We start from the raw sequence: 17,290 nt of genomic DNA, 5'->3' as shown, positions 1-17,290 counted from the left end.
ATGCTATCCTTTGAGCGTATCCATCTCATCTACATGAACTGTCGGGCGATTACGGTACAAAGCAATCAAAATTGCAAGACCTACCGCTGCCTCCGCTGCCGCTACAGACATCGTAAACAGCGAAAAAATTTGTCCTGTTAAATTCGGAAGCAAGCCTAATTTACTAAACGCTACTAAGTTTAAATTGGCGGCGTTTAACATCAATTCGATACAAACTAATACAATTACTGTATTTCGCTTTGTTAAAGCTCCAAATAAGCCGATGCAAAACAAAATAATCGCAAGTGTTAAATACGCAGAAGCCGGAACGCTACTCATGGGAATCCTCCTCTCCCTCATCCTTCTTCGCAAGGATAATCGCTCCTACAAGTGCTACAAGTAAAATAACTGAGGTTAATTCGAATGGAATAATATATTTTGAATAGAGAAGTGTACCGATTTGAAGTGTGTTATTTTCATGGAGAGGTAAACTTCCTTGTGTGCTTTGATTTGAAAAATCGATACTATTAACAGCGAAATACATAACTGCTCCAAATGCTACAACCGCAAAGAAGATAATCCATTTTCGAAGAGTAAGGCGCGATTCATTTTCCGCGTTATGTTTCGTTAACATAATGCCAAAAATCATAATAATAGTGATTGCACCAGAGTAAAGTAAAATTTGTGCCACTCCGATAAATTCGGCTGATAAGAGAAAATACAAACCCGCAATGCTAAGGAACGTAAGCACAAGGGCCAGCATCATATGCATTACTTTCGTTAAATTCAGCATAAGAACGCCGCCGATAATCGCAGACAAGGATAATATAAAGAAAGCTACAAACTCGCCGTTCATGCTTTATTCTCCTTCCTGATGTTCTCGTCGTTCTCGTCAAGCCACTGCAAATTTTTAAATAAATCATCACGTGAATACTCTGCAAGTTCAAAGTTATTTGTCATTACGATCGCCTCTGTCGGGCAAACTTCTGTACATAAATCGCAAAGAATACAAATTTCAAAATTAATATCATACGTGTCGATAATTTTCCCTTTTTTCGTAGGATCAGGATGTTTTTTTCCTGTTAATTGAATGCAATCTGTCGGACAAATATTGGAACACTGATTACAAACAATACATTTCTCTGGATAAAACTTTTGAATACCTCGAAATCGGTCTGGTAATGGCAACGGTTGATTTGGATAATCATACGTCACCTTTTTCTTACTCAAATTACTAAGCGTATATTTTAACCCTTTAAATAGTCCTTTCATCTCTTACTGGCACCCCCTTTATAGATTAGAAGAATAGCTCCTTAATCAATGCCGTTAAGAAAATATTTGCAAGTGCGATTGGTAATAATACTTTCCAACCAAACTCCATTAACTGGTCACCTCTTATGCGCGGGAACGTAACGCGGAACCAAATCAATAGAAAGACCACACTGCTGAATTTCAAAGCAAACCATACGGCTCCTGGAATAAACCCAAGGAACATAACTGGATTCCAGCCTCCTAAAAAGAGTACTGTAATTAAAGATGACATCCCGAAGAAATACACATACTCTGAAAGCATGAAAAACGCCCAGCGAAAACCTGAGTATTCCGTATGGTATCCTGAAACAAGTTCTGACTCCGCTTCGGGTAAATCAAACGGTGTCCTATTTAACTCTGCAACTGCCGCGATTAAGAAAATGACGAAACCGATTGGCTGTGCGAAAATGTACCATACCTTTTCCTGCGCCGCTACAATTTCATTCAAGTTAAGACTACCAGCTAACAAAACGACGCCAATTACACTCATCACAAGTGGAATCTCATAAGAAATCATTTGCGCTGCCGCACGCATCCCTCCTAAAAGGGAATATTTATTATTTGATGCCCATCCCCCAGTTACGACGCCGATCGTCGTAATCCCAGAAACAGCAATGTAATACAGCAATCCTACGCCAATATCCGCAAACTGAAATTTATCAGTAAACGGGATAACCGCAAGCACCATAAATGCTGGTGCGAATGCAATAACAGGAGCTAATATAAACAACGGTTTATCTGCAGCTTTCGGAATACTATCTTCTTTTAATAATAGTTTCAAAACATCAGCTACCGTTTGGAGTAAACCGAACCGGCCCCCAACTTGGTTTGGTCCAATCCGTCCTTGCATAAATCCCATCACTTTCCGTTCTGCCAAAATACCGTATGTAACGAAGCCAAGGACTGCAAATAATAGAAGCACCGCTAACCCGAAAAAAATGAAGAAATTCGTCCAGCTTGAAGGTGATTGTAAGAGCGTCTCAATCATTAGCCGTCAACCTCCCCAAGTACAATATCAACCCCACCTAAAATCGTAATTAAATTGGCGATGTTTTCACCTTTCAATAACTTCGGTAAGATTTGCAAATTATAAAAAGACGGTCTGCGAAATTTCAAGCGGTACGGCTCTTTCTTTCCATCACTAGCAATATAACAGCCAATCTCTCCCCGCGGTGACTCTATACGGACGAACGCTTCTCCCTTAGGTGCTTTAATAATTTTCGGCACTTTCGCTATAACAGCGCCGTCTTTCGGGAACTGCTCGGCTGCTTGCTCAATAATTTTCAATGACTCCTCAATTTCCTCCATCCGGCAAACGTAGCGATCCCAAGCATCTCCCGTGCTCCCAACAGGAATATCAAAGTCAAAACGATCATAAATAGAATACGGCTCATCTTTGCGAAGATCCCAGTGGACTCCCGTGCACCGTAAATTTGCGCCACTTAAAGAATACGAGATCGCCTCTTCCGCGCTATATACGCCAACGCCTTTCACACGATTTAAGAAAATTTCATTTCCGCTAACGAGGTCGTGGTAACCTGCCAATTGCTCTCTCATATACGGAACAAACTCTTTCACCTTTTCAATCCAGCCGTCTGGCGCATCCCACTTCACGCCGCCGACTCTCATATAGTTGAAAGTAAGCCTTGCACCGCACAATTCACTTAATAAATTTATAATCATCTCTCGTTCGCGAAAGGCATATAAAAATGGACTAACCGCTCCTATATCAAGCAGGTTCGTTCCCCACCAGACGAGATGGCTCGCAACCCTCCCAAGCTCCATCGCAAGCACCCGTAAATATTCAGCACGCTCTGGAATCTCAAGATCCATCATCGTCTCTACAGCGTGGCAAAGGACGTAATTATTCGTCATTGCTGATAAATAGTCCATTCGATCTGTATACGGGATAATTTGTGTATATTGCAAGCTCTCAGCTATCTTTTCTGTTCCGCGATGCAAATATCCGATAACCGGTGTAGCCTCTTTAATAATTTCCCCGTCAATCTTAATTACAAGCCGAAACACACCATGTGTACTCGGATGCTGCGGCCCTACATTTAAGAGCATCTCTTCCGTACGGATCACAAGCTACACCTCCACATCATACGGTTCATAATCCTTCCTAAGCGGATACCCCACCCAATCATCCGGCATTAAAATGCGAGATAAATTAGGATGACCTTCAAATACAATACCGAGCAAATCATACGCTTCGCGCTCCGGCCAATCTGCCCCTTTCCAAAGCGGCGTCACCGATTTTACTTGCGGCGCTTCCCTATCCAGCTTTACCTTCACTGCTACTGACTGTTTCTTTCCATATGAAAATAAATGAACGTATACTTCCATATGTGTCACAAAATCCGTCGCATGTAGCTCTGACATATAATCAAAAGCAAGTCCCTCATGCAATCGCATTAACTCCATCACTTCATAATATTTCGAAGGCTCCGCCACAAGCGTTGGAACATCTTTTGAAAGCTTATTAATATAGGAATCTACTAATGCATATTCTCCTAACCTCTCCTTAACAACCTCCACATAGCGATTTAAATATGGTTGGTTAACTGATGGTTCTTCCTGCTGCAGTTCGTCTTCTATCTTATTTACAGATCCCTTTGCCCTTGCCGCAGCAGCGGCTTTCGCTTTCGCGGCTGCAATTGCCTTCGCTTTCTCATCTCCAGAATCCCCCTCACCTTGTGAGGCTTTCTGCTTCGCTAACGCTGCTGCTTTTGCTTTTGCAGCTGCTACAGCCTTTGCCTTCGCTTTAGCTTTTTCTTCGTCCGTTACTTCTTCTGATCCTTCTCGCTTCTGCTTTGCTAATACCGCTGCTTTTGCTTTTGCGGCTGCTGCAGCTTTCGCCTTTGCTTTGGCTTTTTCTTCGTCCGTTACTTCTTCTGATCCTTCTCGCTTCTGCTTCGCTAATACCGCTGCTTTTGCTTTTGCGGCTGCTGCAGCTTTCGCCTTTGCTTTGGCTTTTTCTTCGTCCGTTACTTCTTCTGATCCTTCTCGCTTTTGCTTCGCTAATACCGCTGCTTTTGCTTTTGCGGCTGCTGCGGCTTTCGCCTTTGCTTTGGCTTTTTCTTCGTCCGTTACTTCTTCTGACCCTTCTCGCTTTTGCTTTGCTAATACCGCTACTTTTTCTTTTGCGGCTGCGGCTGCGGCTGCTGCAGCTTTCGCCTTYGCTTTGRCTTTTTCTTCATCCGTTACTTCTTCTGATCCTTCTCGCTTTTGCTTCGCTAATGCCGCTGCTTTTGCTTTTGCGGCTGCTGCAGCTTTCGCCTTTGCTTTGGCTTTTTCTTCATCCGTTACTTCTTCTGATCCTTCTCGCTTTTGCTTCGCTAATGCCGCTGCTTTTGCTTTTGCAGCTGCTGCGGCCTTTGCCTTCGCTTCTTCTACATTAATCCCCTTATCTTTTGGTAGCGCTTTCTCTTTTTCTCGATGTTCTCCTTCAAGTTTAGACATTTCCGCCCCATGTTTCGCAGCAAGACGTTTTCGCGCTTCCTCTTTCGCATGACGGGCTGCTTCTCTTTTCATGCTTTCTAAGTCTTTATTTGGATCACTCATTTATTCGTCACCTGCTTCCCGGTCCTCGCCTCGTAACGAATTTTTTCTTTTAATTTATTAATTCCATAAATTAAAGCAGCAGGATTTGGAGGGCATCCAGGAATATACACATCAACTGGTACAATTTGATCTACACCTTTCACAACAGCATACGAATTCACATACGGACCACCGGCCGTTGCACAAGATCCCATCGCAATTACCCACTTCGGTTCAGGCATTTGATCATATAGGCGCCGAACAATAGGTGCCATTTTCTTCGTTACCGTTCCTGACACAATCATGACGTCCGATTGTCTTGGTGAAGTCCGAAAAAATGACCCAAATCGATCTAAATCGTAATGTGATGAGCCTACTCCCATCATTTCAATCGCACAGCATGCCAGTCCAAATGTCATCGGCCATAAAGAGTTGCTCCGCGCCCATCCCTTCAACTGTTCCAATGTAGAAAAAAAGATATTCCTTTCTAATTCCGCTCGCTCCTGTGGGTTTAATTCCTCAAAATTTATAACCATTGTAACACCTTCTTTTTCCAAGCATACGCTAATCCAACTAGCAACATCACAACAAAAATGAGCATTTCAATCAGTGCAAATAAACCAAGCTTGTCATATGCAACAGCCCATGGGTATAAAAATAAAGTTTCTACATCAAAGATGACGAACAATAAAGCGAAAATGTAATAACGAGCATGAAACCGAATATTTGCATCATGAAAAGGCTCAATTCCACTCTCATACGTCGTCGCTTTCGCTGCACTCGGTTTGTTTGGACGCAGCATTTTCCCTAATGTAAGAGCCACTACCGGCAGCAATATACCTAATAGCAAGAAAATCAAAACGATCATATAACTATTTTCATATACACTTGCCATTGTGAAACCCTCCCCCCTGAATTAAGAACAAGTTCACATAGTAAACAATATGTCTTACTTGCATCATTTATTATTTTTAAATTTTTCTAAATAATGCAACTATTTAATTCATTATAGCAAACTTCAAATTCCTATGTCGATATATTGGGAACAGAAACAACAATTAATACTTGCTGAGCAAATCTATTTTTACAACTCATTATAAATGTGTAAAATAAATATAGAAATTCTATATGTTTTCAAGCAATCATAAAAAACATAAACTACAAAAAGGTGGTTCTTATGTATATACAGTGGGTGATATAAATGAAAAAACAAACACATGTAAGTATTCTTATAAGCATTTCATTGTTGTATATAGCTATTCATTACGTATCAATGTCCTTTTTATATGAGTACGCACTCCCATTTCAAATATTAACTGGAATAAGTACCATATTAATTGATATTACAATTTGCAGTTATATATTTTATTTTTCAAATATAAAACAAGGGTTATCTCGTTTGTTTTGGATAACATTAACTATCGGATCCTTCTCTTATTTCATCGGCGATATAGTAGTTGCTTATCAACGCTTAATTCTGCATGACTACTATACATTCGTTGATCCATCAGACTTTTTTTACTTATTATTTTTAATTAGCTTTGCATTTGCCTTTCTATATGAAATTATTTATGGCCGAGATTTATTGGAACAGCTTTTTACGATATGTGATATTTGTATTATTGTTACTGCTCAATTTACTTTAAGCTACTATTTACTTATTGAAAGAACCATTCATATTTTTACAACATCATATATCGACATGTTTGTTCAACTCACGTATCCAATGGCTGATTTACTCTTTCTTTTAATAGGAATCAACCTTTTATTCAGACCATTATCCTTACTACCAAAGCAAGTTGGTGCTCTTCTTGGCAGTGCTTTAATTTTGTATGCTACTACGGATTCTATTTATGCTTATATAAAATACTTCCAGCCTGAGCACTCTATGTTCACAGTTGCTCCATTCTATCAAGTAACCTTATTATTGGTAGCAATCGCTTGTATACTTCACACAAAAGAGCCCGAAAAACAAGAACAAATATTACTAACGCCTCAATTTGGTGAATCAATCCGATTATCATTACCGTATATTTCTGTCGTGATGCTTATTGTTTTTATATTGGTCGAAAATGTTTTTGCACCTATCGTAGTAATTGGACTTATGGTAACTTTCGCCTTCGTTCTCATACGCCATATGTTAGTTCGAAGACAAAATAAAATATTATTGCTAGCACAAATGCAATTCAGCTTAGAACTCGAGAAACAAATCGAACTACGTACAGAAGATTTAGTAGAACAAAAAAATGAGTTATATCATAACCAACAAATGTTTAAATCTTTATACGAGCATCATCCAGATCCAATTTTCACATTAGATTTGTACGGTAATTTTCTCAATGTGAACAACGCTGGAACTACTTTACTCGGTTATCAAACGAATGAATTATTAAACCAACCATACTATTCACTTATGTATGAAGAAGATTTAGAAGAAATCATTACTGCCTTTCATCACGTGAAAAAAGGGAAATCTATTTCTTTAGAAATACGGGCATATCATAAAAATAGAGATATTTACTACTTACATGTTACAGCTGTTCCCATCTTTTTAAAGGAACATATTTCTGGGGCCTATTTAATGATTAAAGATATTACAGAAAGCAAGCAGCAACAAGAGCAAATTAATTTCCTAGCATATCATGATACTTTAACGGAACTTGCAAATCGCCGTTCATTTCATCTGCAGTTAGAACAAGCAATTGTACGAGCAAAACTATCGAAAAGACCTTTTGCTGTTATGTTTCTCGATTTAGACCGTTTTAAAGTTATTAACGATACTCTCGGTCACCGGGTAGGAGATCTTCTTTTAATTGCTGTAGCAAAAAGACTAGAACGAATATCGACGTCAAATATGAAACTTGCTCGGTTAGCTGGGGATGAGTTCACAATTCTTATAGAAGATTATAAAGAAGATAGAGATGTACAAAAAATAGCTGACATGATTGTACTATCTATGAATGAGCCATTCGAAATTGAAAATCAACATTTACAAATCTCGCCAAGTATCGGGATTGCAATATACCCAGAAGCAGGCGAAGATCCGTTATCTATTTTACAACATGCTGATATGGCCATGTACGAAACCAAAAATAAAGGAAAGAATGGTAGCTCACTTTATACGAAAGAGTTATATAAAAAAATGGAGCGAAAAGCTCGAATTGAAAAAGATTTACCACTTGCTTTAGTAAATAAAGAATTCTTTCTCGTCTATCAACCACAAGTTGACATTACAACGAATAAAATCATCGGTGCCGAAGCCTTAATCCGTTGGAAACATCCACTATTAGGTGACATTTCACCATGTGAGTTCATTCCAATTGTGGAAGAGACTCCGCAGGTCATCCCACTTGGGCATTGGGTGCTACGAGAGTCTTGTCGTCAACTAAAAATATGGCAAAGTTTTGGATACACAAACTTAAAAATGAGTGTCAATTTATCAGCCAAAGAATTTCAACAAAATCAATTAATCGAAAATATTTCACAAATACTAAAGGACGTTAAAATTGACCCGAAAGATGTAACACTTGAACTAACAGAACGAATTGCGATGATTGATGAAAAAGAAACATTATCGAGACTAAAGCAATTAAAAGAATATGGTATTCAAACGTCCATTGATGACTTCGGTACCGGCTACTCTTCTCTTGCTTATTTATCAATTTTCCCTATCGATACATTAAAAGTACCAAAAGAATTTACACAACTAGCCGATCATCGGCCTGAAGAAAGAGCCATCGTTTCCACTATCCTTTCCCTTGCAAATACTTTAAATCTCTCTGTCGTTGCTGAAGGAATTGAAACAGAAAAACAGCTTAAATTTCTGCAAAAAAACAACTGTAAATACATGCAAGGTTACTATTTCAGTAAACCTCTAACAAGTAAACAGTTTATAAAATTTCTACAAAAAACACCCAGTATGAACCAATAGTTCACACTGGGTGTTTTTTAAAGTGTCGGAATTCTTTTTTCGTAATATTCTTCTGCAATCTCTTCGTAAAAAGCTGCTGTCGTTGTATAAAAATATGGAATCAACCATAAAAATCCAATCCCTAATGTAATACAACTTAATATAAACCAGCCAATAAAACTTAAACATAAAATGAAATACTCCATCTTATGTCCAGCCATCATACGACGACTTTCTGTAATAGCTTGATTTATTGAATACTCAGGATGATCATTTATAATAAAATACGTCATCGCATAAGAAAATGATTTAATAATGCCTGGAATAATAAATAGTAAACACCATAAGAAAATATAAATGTTCACTACTATATATAATAAAAATGACTTTATAAACTTACTTCCTTCTGTAAACCATCTAAATATATGCCCAATACGCGCTTCTTTTTCACGAATTATATGCAGTGCTAAACAATAACCCCCTAGCGTTAAAGGCCCCACCAGCAATATTGTAATAACCTCTATTGAAAGTGAGCTGTTCACTTCTTTCCACTCCCAAACCTGAGAGAGAAGGAACTGAATACTAAAACTAAAAGCTGAAGTAAGAATCGAAATAAGTAATGTTGCCCCAACAGCTAAGCCCCATTTTCCTTCCAGTGAATCTAGCGCTTCTCCTTTTAAATCACTAATCATACTTAACCTCCTATACGTAATAATTCTATTAGTATAGCACGTCCCTACTGCAATTCACCTTTTGCAATATAGCGATAAAAATGCGCTGTCGTTGTACCTACATATGGACTAAGCCAAAGAAATCCTATTCCAAGAGTAAGAATTGCTAAAATAGCCCATCCTATGAAGCTAAGCCATAAAAGAAATAAATCTAGTTTATGCCCCTTCATAAAGTTCTTACTTTCTTTCATCGCCTGTGAAACGCTATAATCTGGATTTTCAACCATAACATAATACGTCATCGCATAAGAAAAATACATCACAATCATTACAACAATCGAAATAGCTAATAGTACAAAGAAAGCGATTGTTAACGATACATTCCCTTCCTCACCAAAAAACGCGAATACACCTAGTAACAACATCGGAATCCACGTACCTGTATATAACAAAATCGCAAGCATAGCCCACATTGTTTTCATCATTCTTTTAAAGCCACGAAATCCTTCAAATAAATAATCTACTCTAGCATCTTCTCGTTTACTAATTTGTAGCAACACATTCGTATAACCGTATGATGTAATACCATAAGATGCATTACTCAAAATGATCATTATGCAATAAAAAATTCCAAATGTAATACCTGCCCCGACTGATATTGCTTCCTCTTCAATTGAACCCGCTAAACCAACAACTAAGAAAAATATAATAATTCCTGGAATTAAAAGTATAAGCATTGCAGCCATTGAAACAACATAACTTAAAATAATATGTAAAATCGTTGATCCAACACCTAGTCCCCATTTTCCCTTTAAAGAGTACAATGCTTCTCGTTTCATTTCACCGATCATTTGTTCATCTCCTTTATGAAATATAAATTGTTATATATTTTCTACTTATACAAACAATAATATAATTATACCAATTTTGTAAGTTTATTCTATATATTAAATTGAGTTTCAGCTTCGACATTTAAATAAAACACATCTATGCATAACAAAAAATCCGTAAAGGCAAGAGCCCTTACGGATTTTTTTACTTCATATCAGAAACGTTTAAACGGTTCACAGCACGCTGCAAAGCCATTTCTGCACGTCTAAAGTCAACATGCGCTTGTTTATCTTGCATACGTTGCTCAGCGCGACGTTTCGATTCATTTGCACGATGGATATCGATATGGTTTGCTTCTTCAGCAGATGATGATAACACAGTTACTTTATCTGGACGAACTTCGATAAAGCCACCGCTTACTGCTACATAATCAGTGTGCCCACCATTTTTCAGACGGACCGCACTAATTTTTAAAGGTGCAACAGTTGGAATGTGACCTGGTAAGATCCCCATTTCCCCACTCTCTGCTTTTACGCTTACCATTTCTACTTCTTTTTCGTAAACCGGTCCATCAGGAGTTACAATACTGACTGGAAATGTCTTCATAATTCGTCCCTCCTAAGGCCTTACGCCATCATTTTCTTCGCGTTTTCAATAACTTCTTCAATGCTACCAACAAGACGGAACGCATCTTCTGGAAGGTCATCATATTTTCCTTCTAGAATTTCTTTGAAACCACTAACTGTATTTTTTACAGGTACGTAAGAACCTTTTTGACCTGTAAACTGTTCAGCTACGTGGAAGTTTTGTGATAAGAAGAATTGAATACGACGAGCACGATGTACAACTAACTTATCTTCTTCAGATAACTCATCCATACCTAAGATAGCGATGATATCTTGAAGCTCTTTATAACGCTGTAAAGTTTGCTGTACTTGACGAGCTACTCCATAATGCTCTTCTCCTACGATTTCTGGAGAAAGCGCACGAGATGTAGATGCTAATGGATCTACGGCTGGGTAAATACCCATTTGTGTTAAACGACGCTCTAAGTTTGTTGTTGCATCTAAGTGAGCGAACGTTGTAGCTGGTGCTGGATCCGTATAGTCATCGGCTGGTACGTATACCGCTTGGATAGACGTGATAGATCCTTTATTTGTAGATGTAATACGCTCTTGTAATTGACCCATTTCTGTTGCAAGTGTTGGCTGGTAACCTACCGCAGATGGCATACGACCAAGAAGGGCAGATACTTCAGAACCCGCTTGCGTGAAACGGAAGATGTTATCGATGAACAATAGTACGTCTTGTCCTTGCTCATCACGGAAATGTTCAGCCATTGTTAAACCTGTTAATGCAACACGTTGACGTGCTCCAGGTGGCTCGTTCATTTGTCCGAATACCATCGCAGTTTTCTTAATTACGCCAGAATCGCTCATTTCGTGGTATAAGTCGTTACCTTCACGAGTACGCTCACCTACACCAGCGAATACAGAGATACCACCGTGCTCTTGTGCGATGTTGTTAATTAATTCCTGAATTAATACTGTTTTACCTACACCGGCACCACCGAATAGACCGATCTTACCACCCTTAATGTAAGGAGCAAGTAAGTCTACTACTTTAATACCAGTTTCAAGAATTTCTACTTTAGTAGATAACTCTTCGAATGCAGGCGCTTGACGGTGAATTGGATCACGACGTACATCCGCAGGAACATCACCATCTAAGTCAATTGCATCACCTAATACGTTAAATACACGACCAAGTGTTACATCACCAACTGGTACAGAGATTGCTTTACCAGTATCTTCTACTTCTGTGCCACGAACAAGTCCATCTGTGGAAGACATTGCAACTGTACGAACTGTGTCATCACCTAAATGAAGTGCAACTTCAAATGTTAAGTTAATGCTTGCTCCGTTTTCGTTGCTTTGTTTTACCGTAAGGGCGTTGTAGATTTCTGGTAGCTTTCCGCCATCAAACTTAACGTCTACAACCGGACCCATGATTTGCGTAACGCGCCCTTTATTCATCGGGTTCCCTCCTAGCTTTCTTTTAATTAGCCAGCTTTCTAAGAGAAGTCGGCTTTTAATTTTTATTAGTTTATAGCTTATGCGACTCTCCTGTTCTGGACGAACCGCTTCCGCTTTTTATTGAATCTAGCTCCAGCGGTTAGAATGTTCGGTGGCTTCGCTTTTTCCTGCGAGGCACAAATCGCCTCTACGTCAAAAGCTCCATCCCCCTCTCATTCTGAACGAACCGCCTACGCTTTTTAATACTATTCTAACGCTGCTACTCCACCAACGATTTCCGTAATTTCTTGCGTAATCGCTGCTTGACGCGCACGGTTGAATGAAAGTGTAAGTGAATCGATAACTTCCATTGCGTTGTCTGTAGCACTCTTCATTGCTGTCATACGCGCCGCGTGCTCACTTGCTTTACCGTCTAGTAATGCACCGTACACTAAGCTTTCTGCGTATTGTGGCAATAATACTTTTAAAATTTCTTCTTCAGAAGGTTCGAATTCATAAGCTGTCGTCGGTTTATCAGACGCCACATCCGTAAGCGGTAAAATTTTATTTTCCGTTACTTCTTGTGAAATTTTACTTACATAATGATTGTAGTAAATATACAGCTCATCATAAGCACCATCTGCGAACATCGCAATTGCTCGAGAAGCAATATCTTTAATATCAGTAAATGATGGGTGGTCAGATAATCCAACTACTTCATCAATGATGTTAAAGCCGCGACGTTTTAAATAATCACGTCCTAGTCGTCCAAGCACAATAATTGAATATTGGTTTGAATCCATATTATGACGTTCACGAATTACGTTACTTACTGTACGTAATACGTTACTGTTATAACCACCTGCTAGTCCGCGATCAGATGTAATAACGATGTACCCTGTACGCTTTACAGGACGCGAATTTAGCATTGGATGATTAATCCCTTTACTTCCTTGCGCAATGCTCGCTACTACTTCTTGAATCTTTTCCATATACGGAACGAAAGATTTAGCATTTTGTTCTGCACGGTTTAACTTAGATGCAGATACCATCTCCATCGCTTTCGTAATTTGACTCGTTTTCTTTGTCGAGTTAATCTTCGCTTTTATATCGCGTAAAGATGCCACAGGTTTTCACCACCTTTTTTCCGGAAGTTGGCACGATTAGTAAGAATCCTCTTCCTAATCTACGTTGCAAGATATTCTTGCTCATGATTGAAGGAAAAGAATAGGTGCACCTACTCTTTTCCTTTACATAACCGTCAGCAATCTCAAAAGCTGAGATGCCTTTTATATGATCTAGCTAAGCCACAGTCGACTTCACTTTTAATTATTATTCAGAAGCTACGAATACTTTTTTAAATCCGTTAATTGCTGCTGCAAATTTGTCGTCATCCGCAAGTTTCTTAGTTGTGCGAATTTCGCTTAATAAGTCAGTTGCATTTGAATCTAACCAAGCATGGAATTCTTCTTCGAAACGAGTGATATCTACTACTGGGATATCATCTAGGAATCCACGTGTTAAAGCGTAAAGAATGATAACTTGTTTCTCTACACGTAACGGTTTGTGTAATCCTTGTTTTAATACCTCAACTGTACGAGCACCACGGTTTAATTTCGCTTGTGTTGCTTTATCAAGGTCAGAACCGAACTGAGCGAACGCTTCTAACTCACGATAAGATGCAAGGTCAAGACGAAGTGTACCTGATACTTTACTCATCGCTTTAATCTGAGCTGATCCACCTACACGAGATACAGAAGTACCCGCATCGATTGCTGGACGTACGCCAGAGAAGAATAGGTCAGATTGTAAGAAGATTTGTCCATCCGTAATAGAAATTACGTTTGTTGGGATGTAAGCTGATACGTCCCCTGCTTGTGTTTCGATGAAAGGTAGTGCAGTTAAAGAACCGCCGCCTCTTGCATCACTTAATTTTGCTGCACGCTCTAATAAGCGAGAATGTAAGTAGAATACATCCCCTGGATATGCTTCACGACCTGGAGGACGACGTAATAGTAATGAAAGCTCACGGTAAGCCGCTGCTTGTTTTGATAAGTCATCATATACTACTAATACGTGTTTACCATTGTACATGAACTCTTCACCCATTGTTACACCAGCGTAAGGAGCTAGGTATAATAATGGAGCTGGTTGAGAAGCTGATGCAGTTACAACGATTGTGTAATCTAATGCACCGTGCTTACGTAGTGTTTCTACTACGTTACGTACTGTTGATTCTTTTTGTCCGATAGCTACATAGATACAAATCATATCTTCATCTTTTTGGTTAATGATCGTATCAAGTGCAACTGCTGTTTTACCTGTTTGGCGGTCACCGATGATTAACTCACGTTGACCACGGCCAATTGGTACAAGAGCATCGATTGCTTTAATACCTGTTTGAAGTGGCTCATGAACAGATTTACGATCCATTACACCTGGTGCTGGACTTTCGATTGGACGAGTGTTTGTTGTATTGATTGGGCCTAAACCATCAACTGGTTGACCTAATGGGTTTACAACACGACCGATTAGTTCTTTTCCTACTGGTACTTGCATGATGCGACCAGTACGACGAACTTCGTCACCTTCACGGATTTCTGTGTAAGGTCCTAAAATAATGATACCTACGTTGTTTTCCTCTAAGTTTTGTGCTAGTCCCATAACGCCATTAGAGAACTCTACAAGTTCACCAGCCATAACGTTATCAAGACCATGAGCACGCGCAATACCGTCACCGACTTGGATAACTGTACCAACATCACTAACTTCGATTTCAGACTGATAGTTCTCGATTTGTTGCTTTATCAGTGCGCTAATTTCTTCAGCTCTGATGCTCATGTGCTTCACCCCTATCTATTCTTCATTAATTCACGCTGAATACGTGCTAATTTTCCTTGTAAGCTTCCGTCGTAAATGCGATTTCCAATACGTACTTTAATGCCGCCTAGTAAATCTTCATCCACAACATTTTTCACGCGAATTGCATCTTTTCCTGTTTTTTTTGCAAATGCTTCTGCAATGTTAAGTTTTTCTTCTTCCGATAGAAGACGAATAGAATATACAGTTGCATCCGCTACGTTACGTTCTTCATTAGCAAGAACAACATATTCATTTGCAATTTCAGGTAGGATATCAATACGCTTGTTATCAATTAAAATATATAACGTATTTAAAATAGATTCAGAAACAGATGCGAATACGTTTGCAAGAAACGTTTTCTTCTGCTCTTTTGAAATGTTCGGTTGCGTTAAAAAGCTATGTAGTTCTCCGTTCTTTGTAAAAACGTTTTGTACAAGGCGTAATTCCTCTTCAAACATTTCTAATACGTGTTTTTCTTTTGCAATTTTGAAAAGAGCGACAGCATAACGTTTTGCTACAATCCCATTGCTCATCGCGCTTCTCCTACTTCTTTAATATAATCGCGAATTAACTTCACTTGATCTTCTTCTTTTAATTCTTTTTCAATTACTTTAGAAGCAATATGAACAGATAAAGAAGCAACTTGTTCTTGTAAAGCAGCAATCGCTTGCTCTTTTTCGCGTTGAATTTCTTGTACAGCAGATGTTTTAATTGATTCTGCTTCTTCTTTCGCAGCAGCAACAATAACATCCTTTTGATCTACAGCTTGTTTCTTCGCTCTTTCGATTAACTCTTGTGCTTCAACACGCGATTGTTTTAACATTTCACGTTGTTCTTCTACTAATTTCTTCGCTTCAGCATTACTTCTTTCTGCAGCGTCGATTTCATTAGTAACATGCTCTTCACGTTCTTTCATAATTCCCATTAAAGGACCCCACGCGAATTTGCGTAGCATTACTAATAGAAGTAAGAAAATGAACAATGTATAAGCAATCGTTCCAAATGGAATGGAAGCCCCTAATAATAAAGTTGGCACAAGGATTCACTCCCTTCAAAATATCTAAATTGATCATATGAAAAAAAAAGACATACGTTTCGTTCATAAAGCAATGGCGAAGAAAGTTCGGAAAAACACTCTTCGCCATCTATGTAAGGGGAGTCTCCCTTATTTGTTCATTACGATGAAAGCAATAACTACACCGATAATTGGAAGTGCCTCAACTAATGCAACCCCGATGAACATAATTGTTTGAAGTGCGCCTTTTAATTCTGGTTGACGAGCAACACCTTCGATTGTACGTGATACGATAAGACCGTTACCAATACCTGCACCTAATGCTGATAAACCAATTGCAATTGCAGCTGCGATTACACCTAAACTCATTTAATTTGTCCTCCTTTGTATTATAAAAAAATAAATTTTTTCTTACTTAAATTATATTAATGGTCATGGCTTACTTTATGAGCCATATAAACCATCGTTAACATTACGAAAATAAATGACTGGATTGAACCAACGAATACGCTGAATCCCATCCATGCTAACATCGGTACAAGTGCACCTAATGCTCCTAAGAATGATGCCCCACCTAACTTAGCAAGTAATCCTAATAAGATTTCACCTGCGTAAATGTTACCAAATAAACGAAGACCTAACGTTAATGTGTTAGCAAACTCCTCAATAACCTTTAATGGGAATAAGAATTTCATAGGTTGGAAATAACCTTTAACATATTCTTTCGTACCCTTCATCTTAATTCCATAATAATGGGTGAGGGTAACTACCATCACGGCTAATGTTAATGCAACTGCTGGATCAGACGTTGGTGATCTCCACCATGCAATATGTTCGCCAGCCTCAACTGTTGAATACATGAATGGTAAACCAAGGAAGTTCGATACGATGATAAACATGATGAGCGTAACGCCAAGCGTTAAGAAACGTCCACCTGTTTTCCAATCCATCGTACTATTGATAATCCCTTTCACGAAGTCAAACACCCATTCCATGAAATTTTGCATCCCGGTTGGGCGAAGCGCTAAGCTGCGAGTTCCGATAACAGCGATTAAGAAAACAATAACTGCTGCTACAGTAACCATCATAACTGATGACAAATCGAACGTTAAACCTAGAAATTCAACTAATTTACCGTGTTCCACTAGTA

Annotated in this window: 19 protein-coding genes; 1 reads left to right on the top strand and 18 read right to left on the bottom strand. The window is 38.8% G+C overall.

Features of this window, described 5'->3' with window-relative positions:
* Positions 1–3: 3 nt before the first annotated feature.
* Genes nuoK through nuoA form a run of 8 tightly spaced genes read right to left on the bottom strand, consistent with a single transcriptional unit; the run spans position 4 to position 5,731 of the window.
* The gene (gene nuoK, locus AC1DS7_RS03320) at positions 4–318 is read right to left on the bottom strand and encodes an NADH-quinone oxidoreductase subunit NuoK (RefSeq protein ID WP_476998778.1); all 315 of its coding nucleotides are present in this window, start codon (positions 316–318) and stop codon (positions 4–6) included.
* A complete protein-coding gene (locus AC1DS7_RS03315; RefSeq protein WP_001012819.1) occupies positions 311–835 on the bottom strand; it encodes an NADH-quinone oxidoreductase subunit J in 525 nt (174 codons plus the stop codon). Before AC1DS7_RS03315 ends, nuoK begins: the two co-directional genes overlap by 8 nt.
* Positions 832–1,251: an NADH-quinone oxidoreductase subunit NuoI gene (gene nuoI / locus AC1DS7_RS03310; protein WP_002016193.1), complete on the bottom strand. Its 420-nt coding sequence runs from the start codon at positions 1,249–1,251 to the stop codon at positions 832–834. The genes AC1DS7_RS03315 and nuoI overlap by 4 nt, the downstream gene beginning before the upstream one ends.
* A gap of 25 nt (positions 1,252–1,276) precedes the next feature.
* Complete coding sequence (gene nuoH, locus AC1DS7_RS03305) at positions 1,277–2,278, bottom strand: NADH-quinone oxidoreductase subunit NuoH (protein WP_002068471.1); 1,002 nt, start codon at positions 2,276–2,278, stop codon at positions 1,277–1,279.
* A complete protein-coding gene (gene nuoD, locus AC1DS7_RS03300) occupies positions 2,278–3,378 on the bottom strand; it encodes an NADH-quinone oxidoreductase subunit NuoD (RefSeq protein ID WP_159147327.1) in 1,101 nt (366 codons plus the stop codon). Before nuoD ends, nuoH begins: the two co-directional genes overlap by 1 nt.
* A 3-nt stretch (positions 3,379–3,381) precedes the next feature.
* Positions 3,382–4,857, bottom strand: a complete 1,476-nt coding sequence (locus AC1DS7_RS03295) for an NADH-quinone oxidoreductase subunit C (protein WP_476998777.1) — start codon at positions 4,855–4,857, stop codon at positions 3,382–3,384.
* On the bottom strand, positions 4,854–5,372 hold the full coding sequence (nuoB, locus tag AC1DS7_RS03290) for an NADH-quinone oxidoreductase subunit NuoB (protein ID WP_088040472.1): 519 nt from the start codon (positions 5,370–5,372) through the stop codon (positions 4,854–4,856). Before nuoB ends, AC1DS7_RS03295 begins: the two co-directional genes overlap by 4 nt.
* Entirely contained in the window at positions 5,363–5,731 is a 369-nt protein-coding gene (gene nuoA, locus AC1DS7_RS03285) for an NADH-quinone oxidoreductase subunit NuoA (RefSeq protein ID WP_000179270.1), read from the bottom strand. The genes nuoB and nuoA overlap by 10 nt, the downstream gene beginning before the upstream one ends.
* Positions 5,732–6,037: 306 nt before the next feature.
* Between nuoA and AC1DS7_RS03280 the strand changes: the two genes are divergently transcribed.
* On the top strand, positions 6,038–8,767 hold the full coding sequence (locus tag AC1DS7_RS03280) for an EAL domain-containing protein (protein WP_215560116.1): 2,730 nt from the start codon (positions 6,038–6,040) through the stop codon (positions 8,765–8,767).
* Positions 8,768–8,784: 17 nt separating this feature from the next.
* Here the strand turns inward: AC1DS7_RS03280 and AC1DS7_RS03275 are convergent, their stop codons facing one another.
* The 10 genes from AC1DS7_RS03275 to atpB all read right to left on the bottom strand — a co-directional run bounded on the left by AC1DS7_RS03275 (position 8,785) and on the right by atpB (position 17,285).
* On the bottom strand, positions 8,785–9,438 hold the full coding sequence (locus AC1DS7_RS03275; RefSeq protein WP_061688678.1) for a DUF975 family protein: 654 nt from the start codon (positions 9,436–9,438) through the stop codon (positions 8,785–8,787).
* Positions 9,439–9,482: 44 nt separating this feature from the next.
* On the bottom strand, positions 9,483–10,268 hold the full coding sequence (locus AC1DS7_RS03270; protein WP_002016277.1) for a DUF975 family protein: 786 nt from the start codon (positions 10,266–10,268) through the stop codon (positions 9,483–9,485).
* A gap of 184 nt (positions 10,269–10,452) precedes the next feature.
* On the bottom strand, positions 10,453–10,854 hold the full coding sequence (gene atpC / locus AC1DS7_RS03265; protein WP_002016279.1) for a F0F1 ATP synthase subunit epsilon: 402 nt from the start codon (positions 10,852–10,854) through the stop codon (positions 10,453–10,455).
* 20 nt (positions 10,855–10,874) lie between these two features.
* Complete coding sequence (gene atpD / locus AC1DS7_RS03260) at positions 10,875–12,284, bottom strand: F0F1 ATP synthase subunit beta (RefSeq protein ID WP_002016281.1); 1,410 nt, start codon at positions 12,282–12,284, stop codon at positions 10,875–10,877.
* A gap of 245 nt (positions 12,285–12,529) precedes the next feature.
* Positions 12,530–13,390: a F0F1 ATP synthase subunit gamma gene (gene atpG / locus AC1DS7_RS03255; protein WP_012262046.1), complete on the bottom strand. Its 861-nt coding sequence runs from the start codon at positions 13,388–13,390 to the stop codon at positions 12,530–12,532.
* Between the two features lie 205 nt (positions 13,391–13,595).
* Positions 13,596–15,104: a F0F1 ATP synthase subunit alpha gene (gene atpA, locus AC1DS7_RS03250; protein WP_002016284.1), complete on the bottom strand. Its 1,509-nt coding sequence runs from the start codon at positions 15,102–15,104 to the stop codon at positions 13,596–13,598.
* A gap of 11 nt (positions 15,105–15,115) precedes the next feature.
* Positions 15,116–15,658: a F0F1 ATP synthase subunit delta gene (gene atpH, locus AC1DS7_RS03245; RefSeq protein WP_002130060.1), complete on the bottom strand. Its 543-nt coding sequence runs from the start codon at positions 15,656–15,658 to the stop codon at positions 15,116–15,118.
* Positions 15,655–16,161, bottom strand: a complete 507-nt coding sequence (gene atpF, locus AC1DS7_RS03240; protein WP_002016287.1) for a F0F1 ATP synthase subunit B — start codon at positions 16,159–16,161, stop codon at positions 15,655–15,657. The genes atpH and atpF overlap by 4 nt, the downstream gene beginning before the upstream one ends.
* Before the next feature lie 129 nt (positions 16,162–16,290).
* A complete protein-coding gene (gene atpE, locus AC1DS7_RS03235) occupies positions 16,291–16,509 on the bottom strand; it encodes a F0F1 ATP synthase subunit C (protein WP_000052064.1) in 219 nt (72 codons plus the stop codon).
* A gap of 56 nt (positions 16,510–16,565) precedes the next feature.
* A complete protein-coding gene (atpB, locus tag AC1DS7_RS03230) occupies positions 16,566–17,285 on the bottom strand; it encodes a F0F1 ATP synthase subunit A (RefSeq protein ID WP_000399874.1) in 720 nt (239 codons plus the stop codon).
* Positions 17,286–17,290 lie beyond the last annotated feature (5 nt).

It is taken from the genome of Bacillus sp. P4_E1, assembly GCF_056401715.1.
The sequence above is the reverse complement of the archived record's forward strand: the minus strand, read 5'-3'. Positions and strand labels throughout refer to the sequence as shown.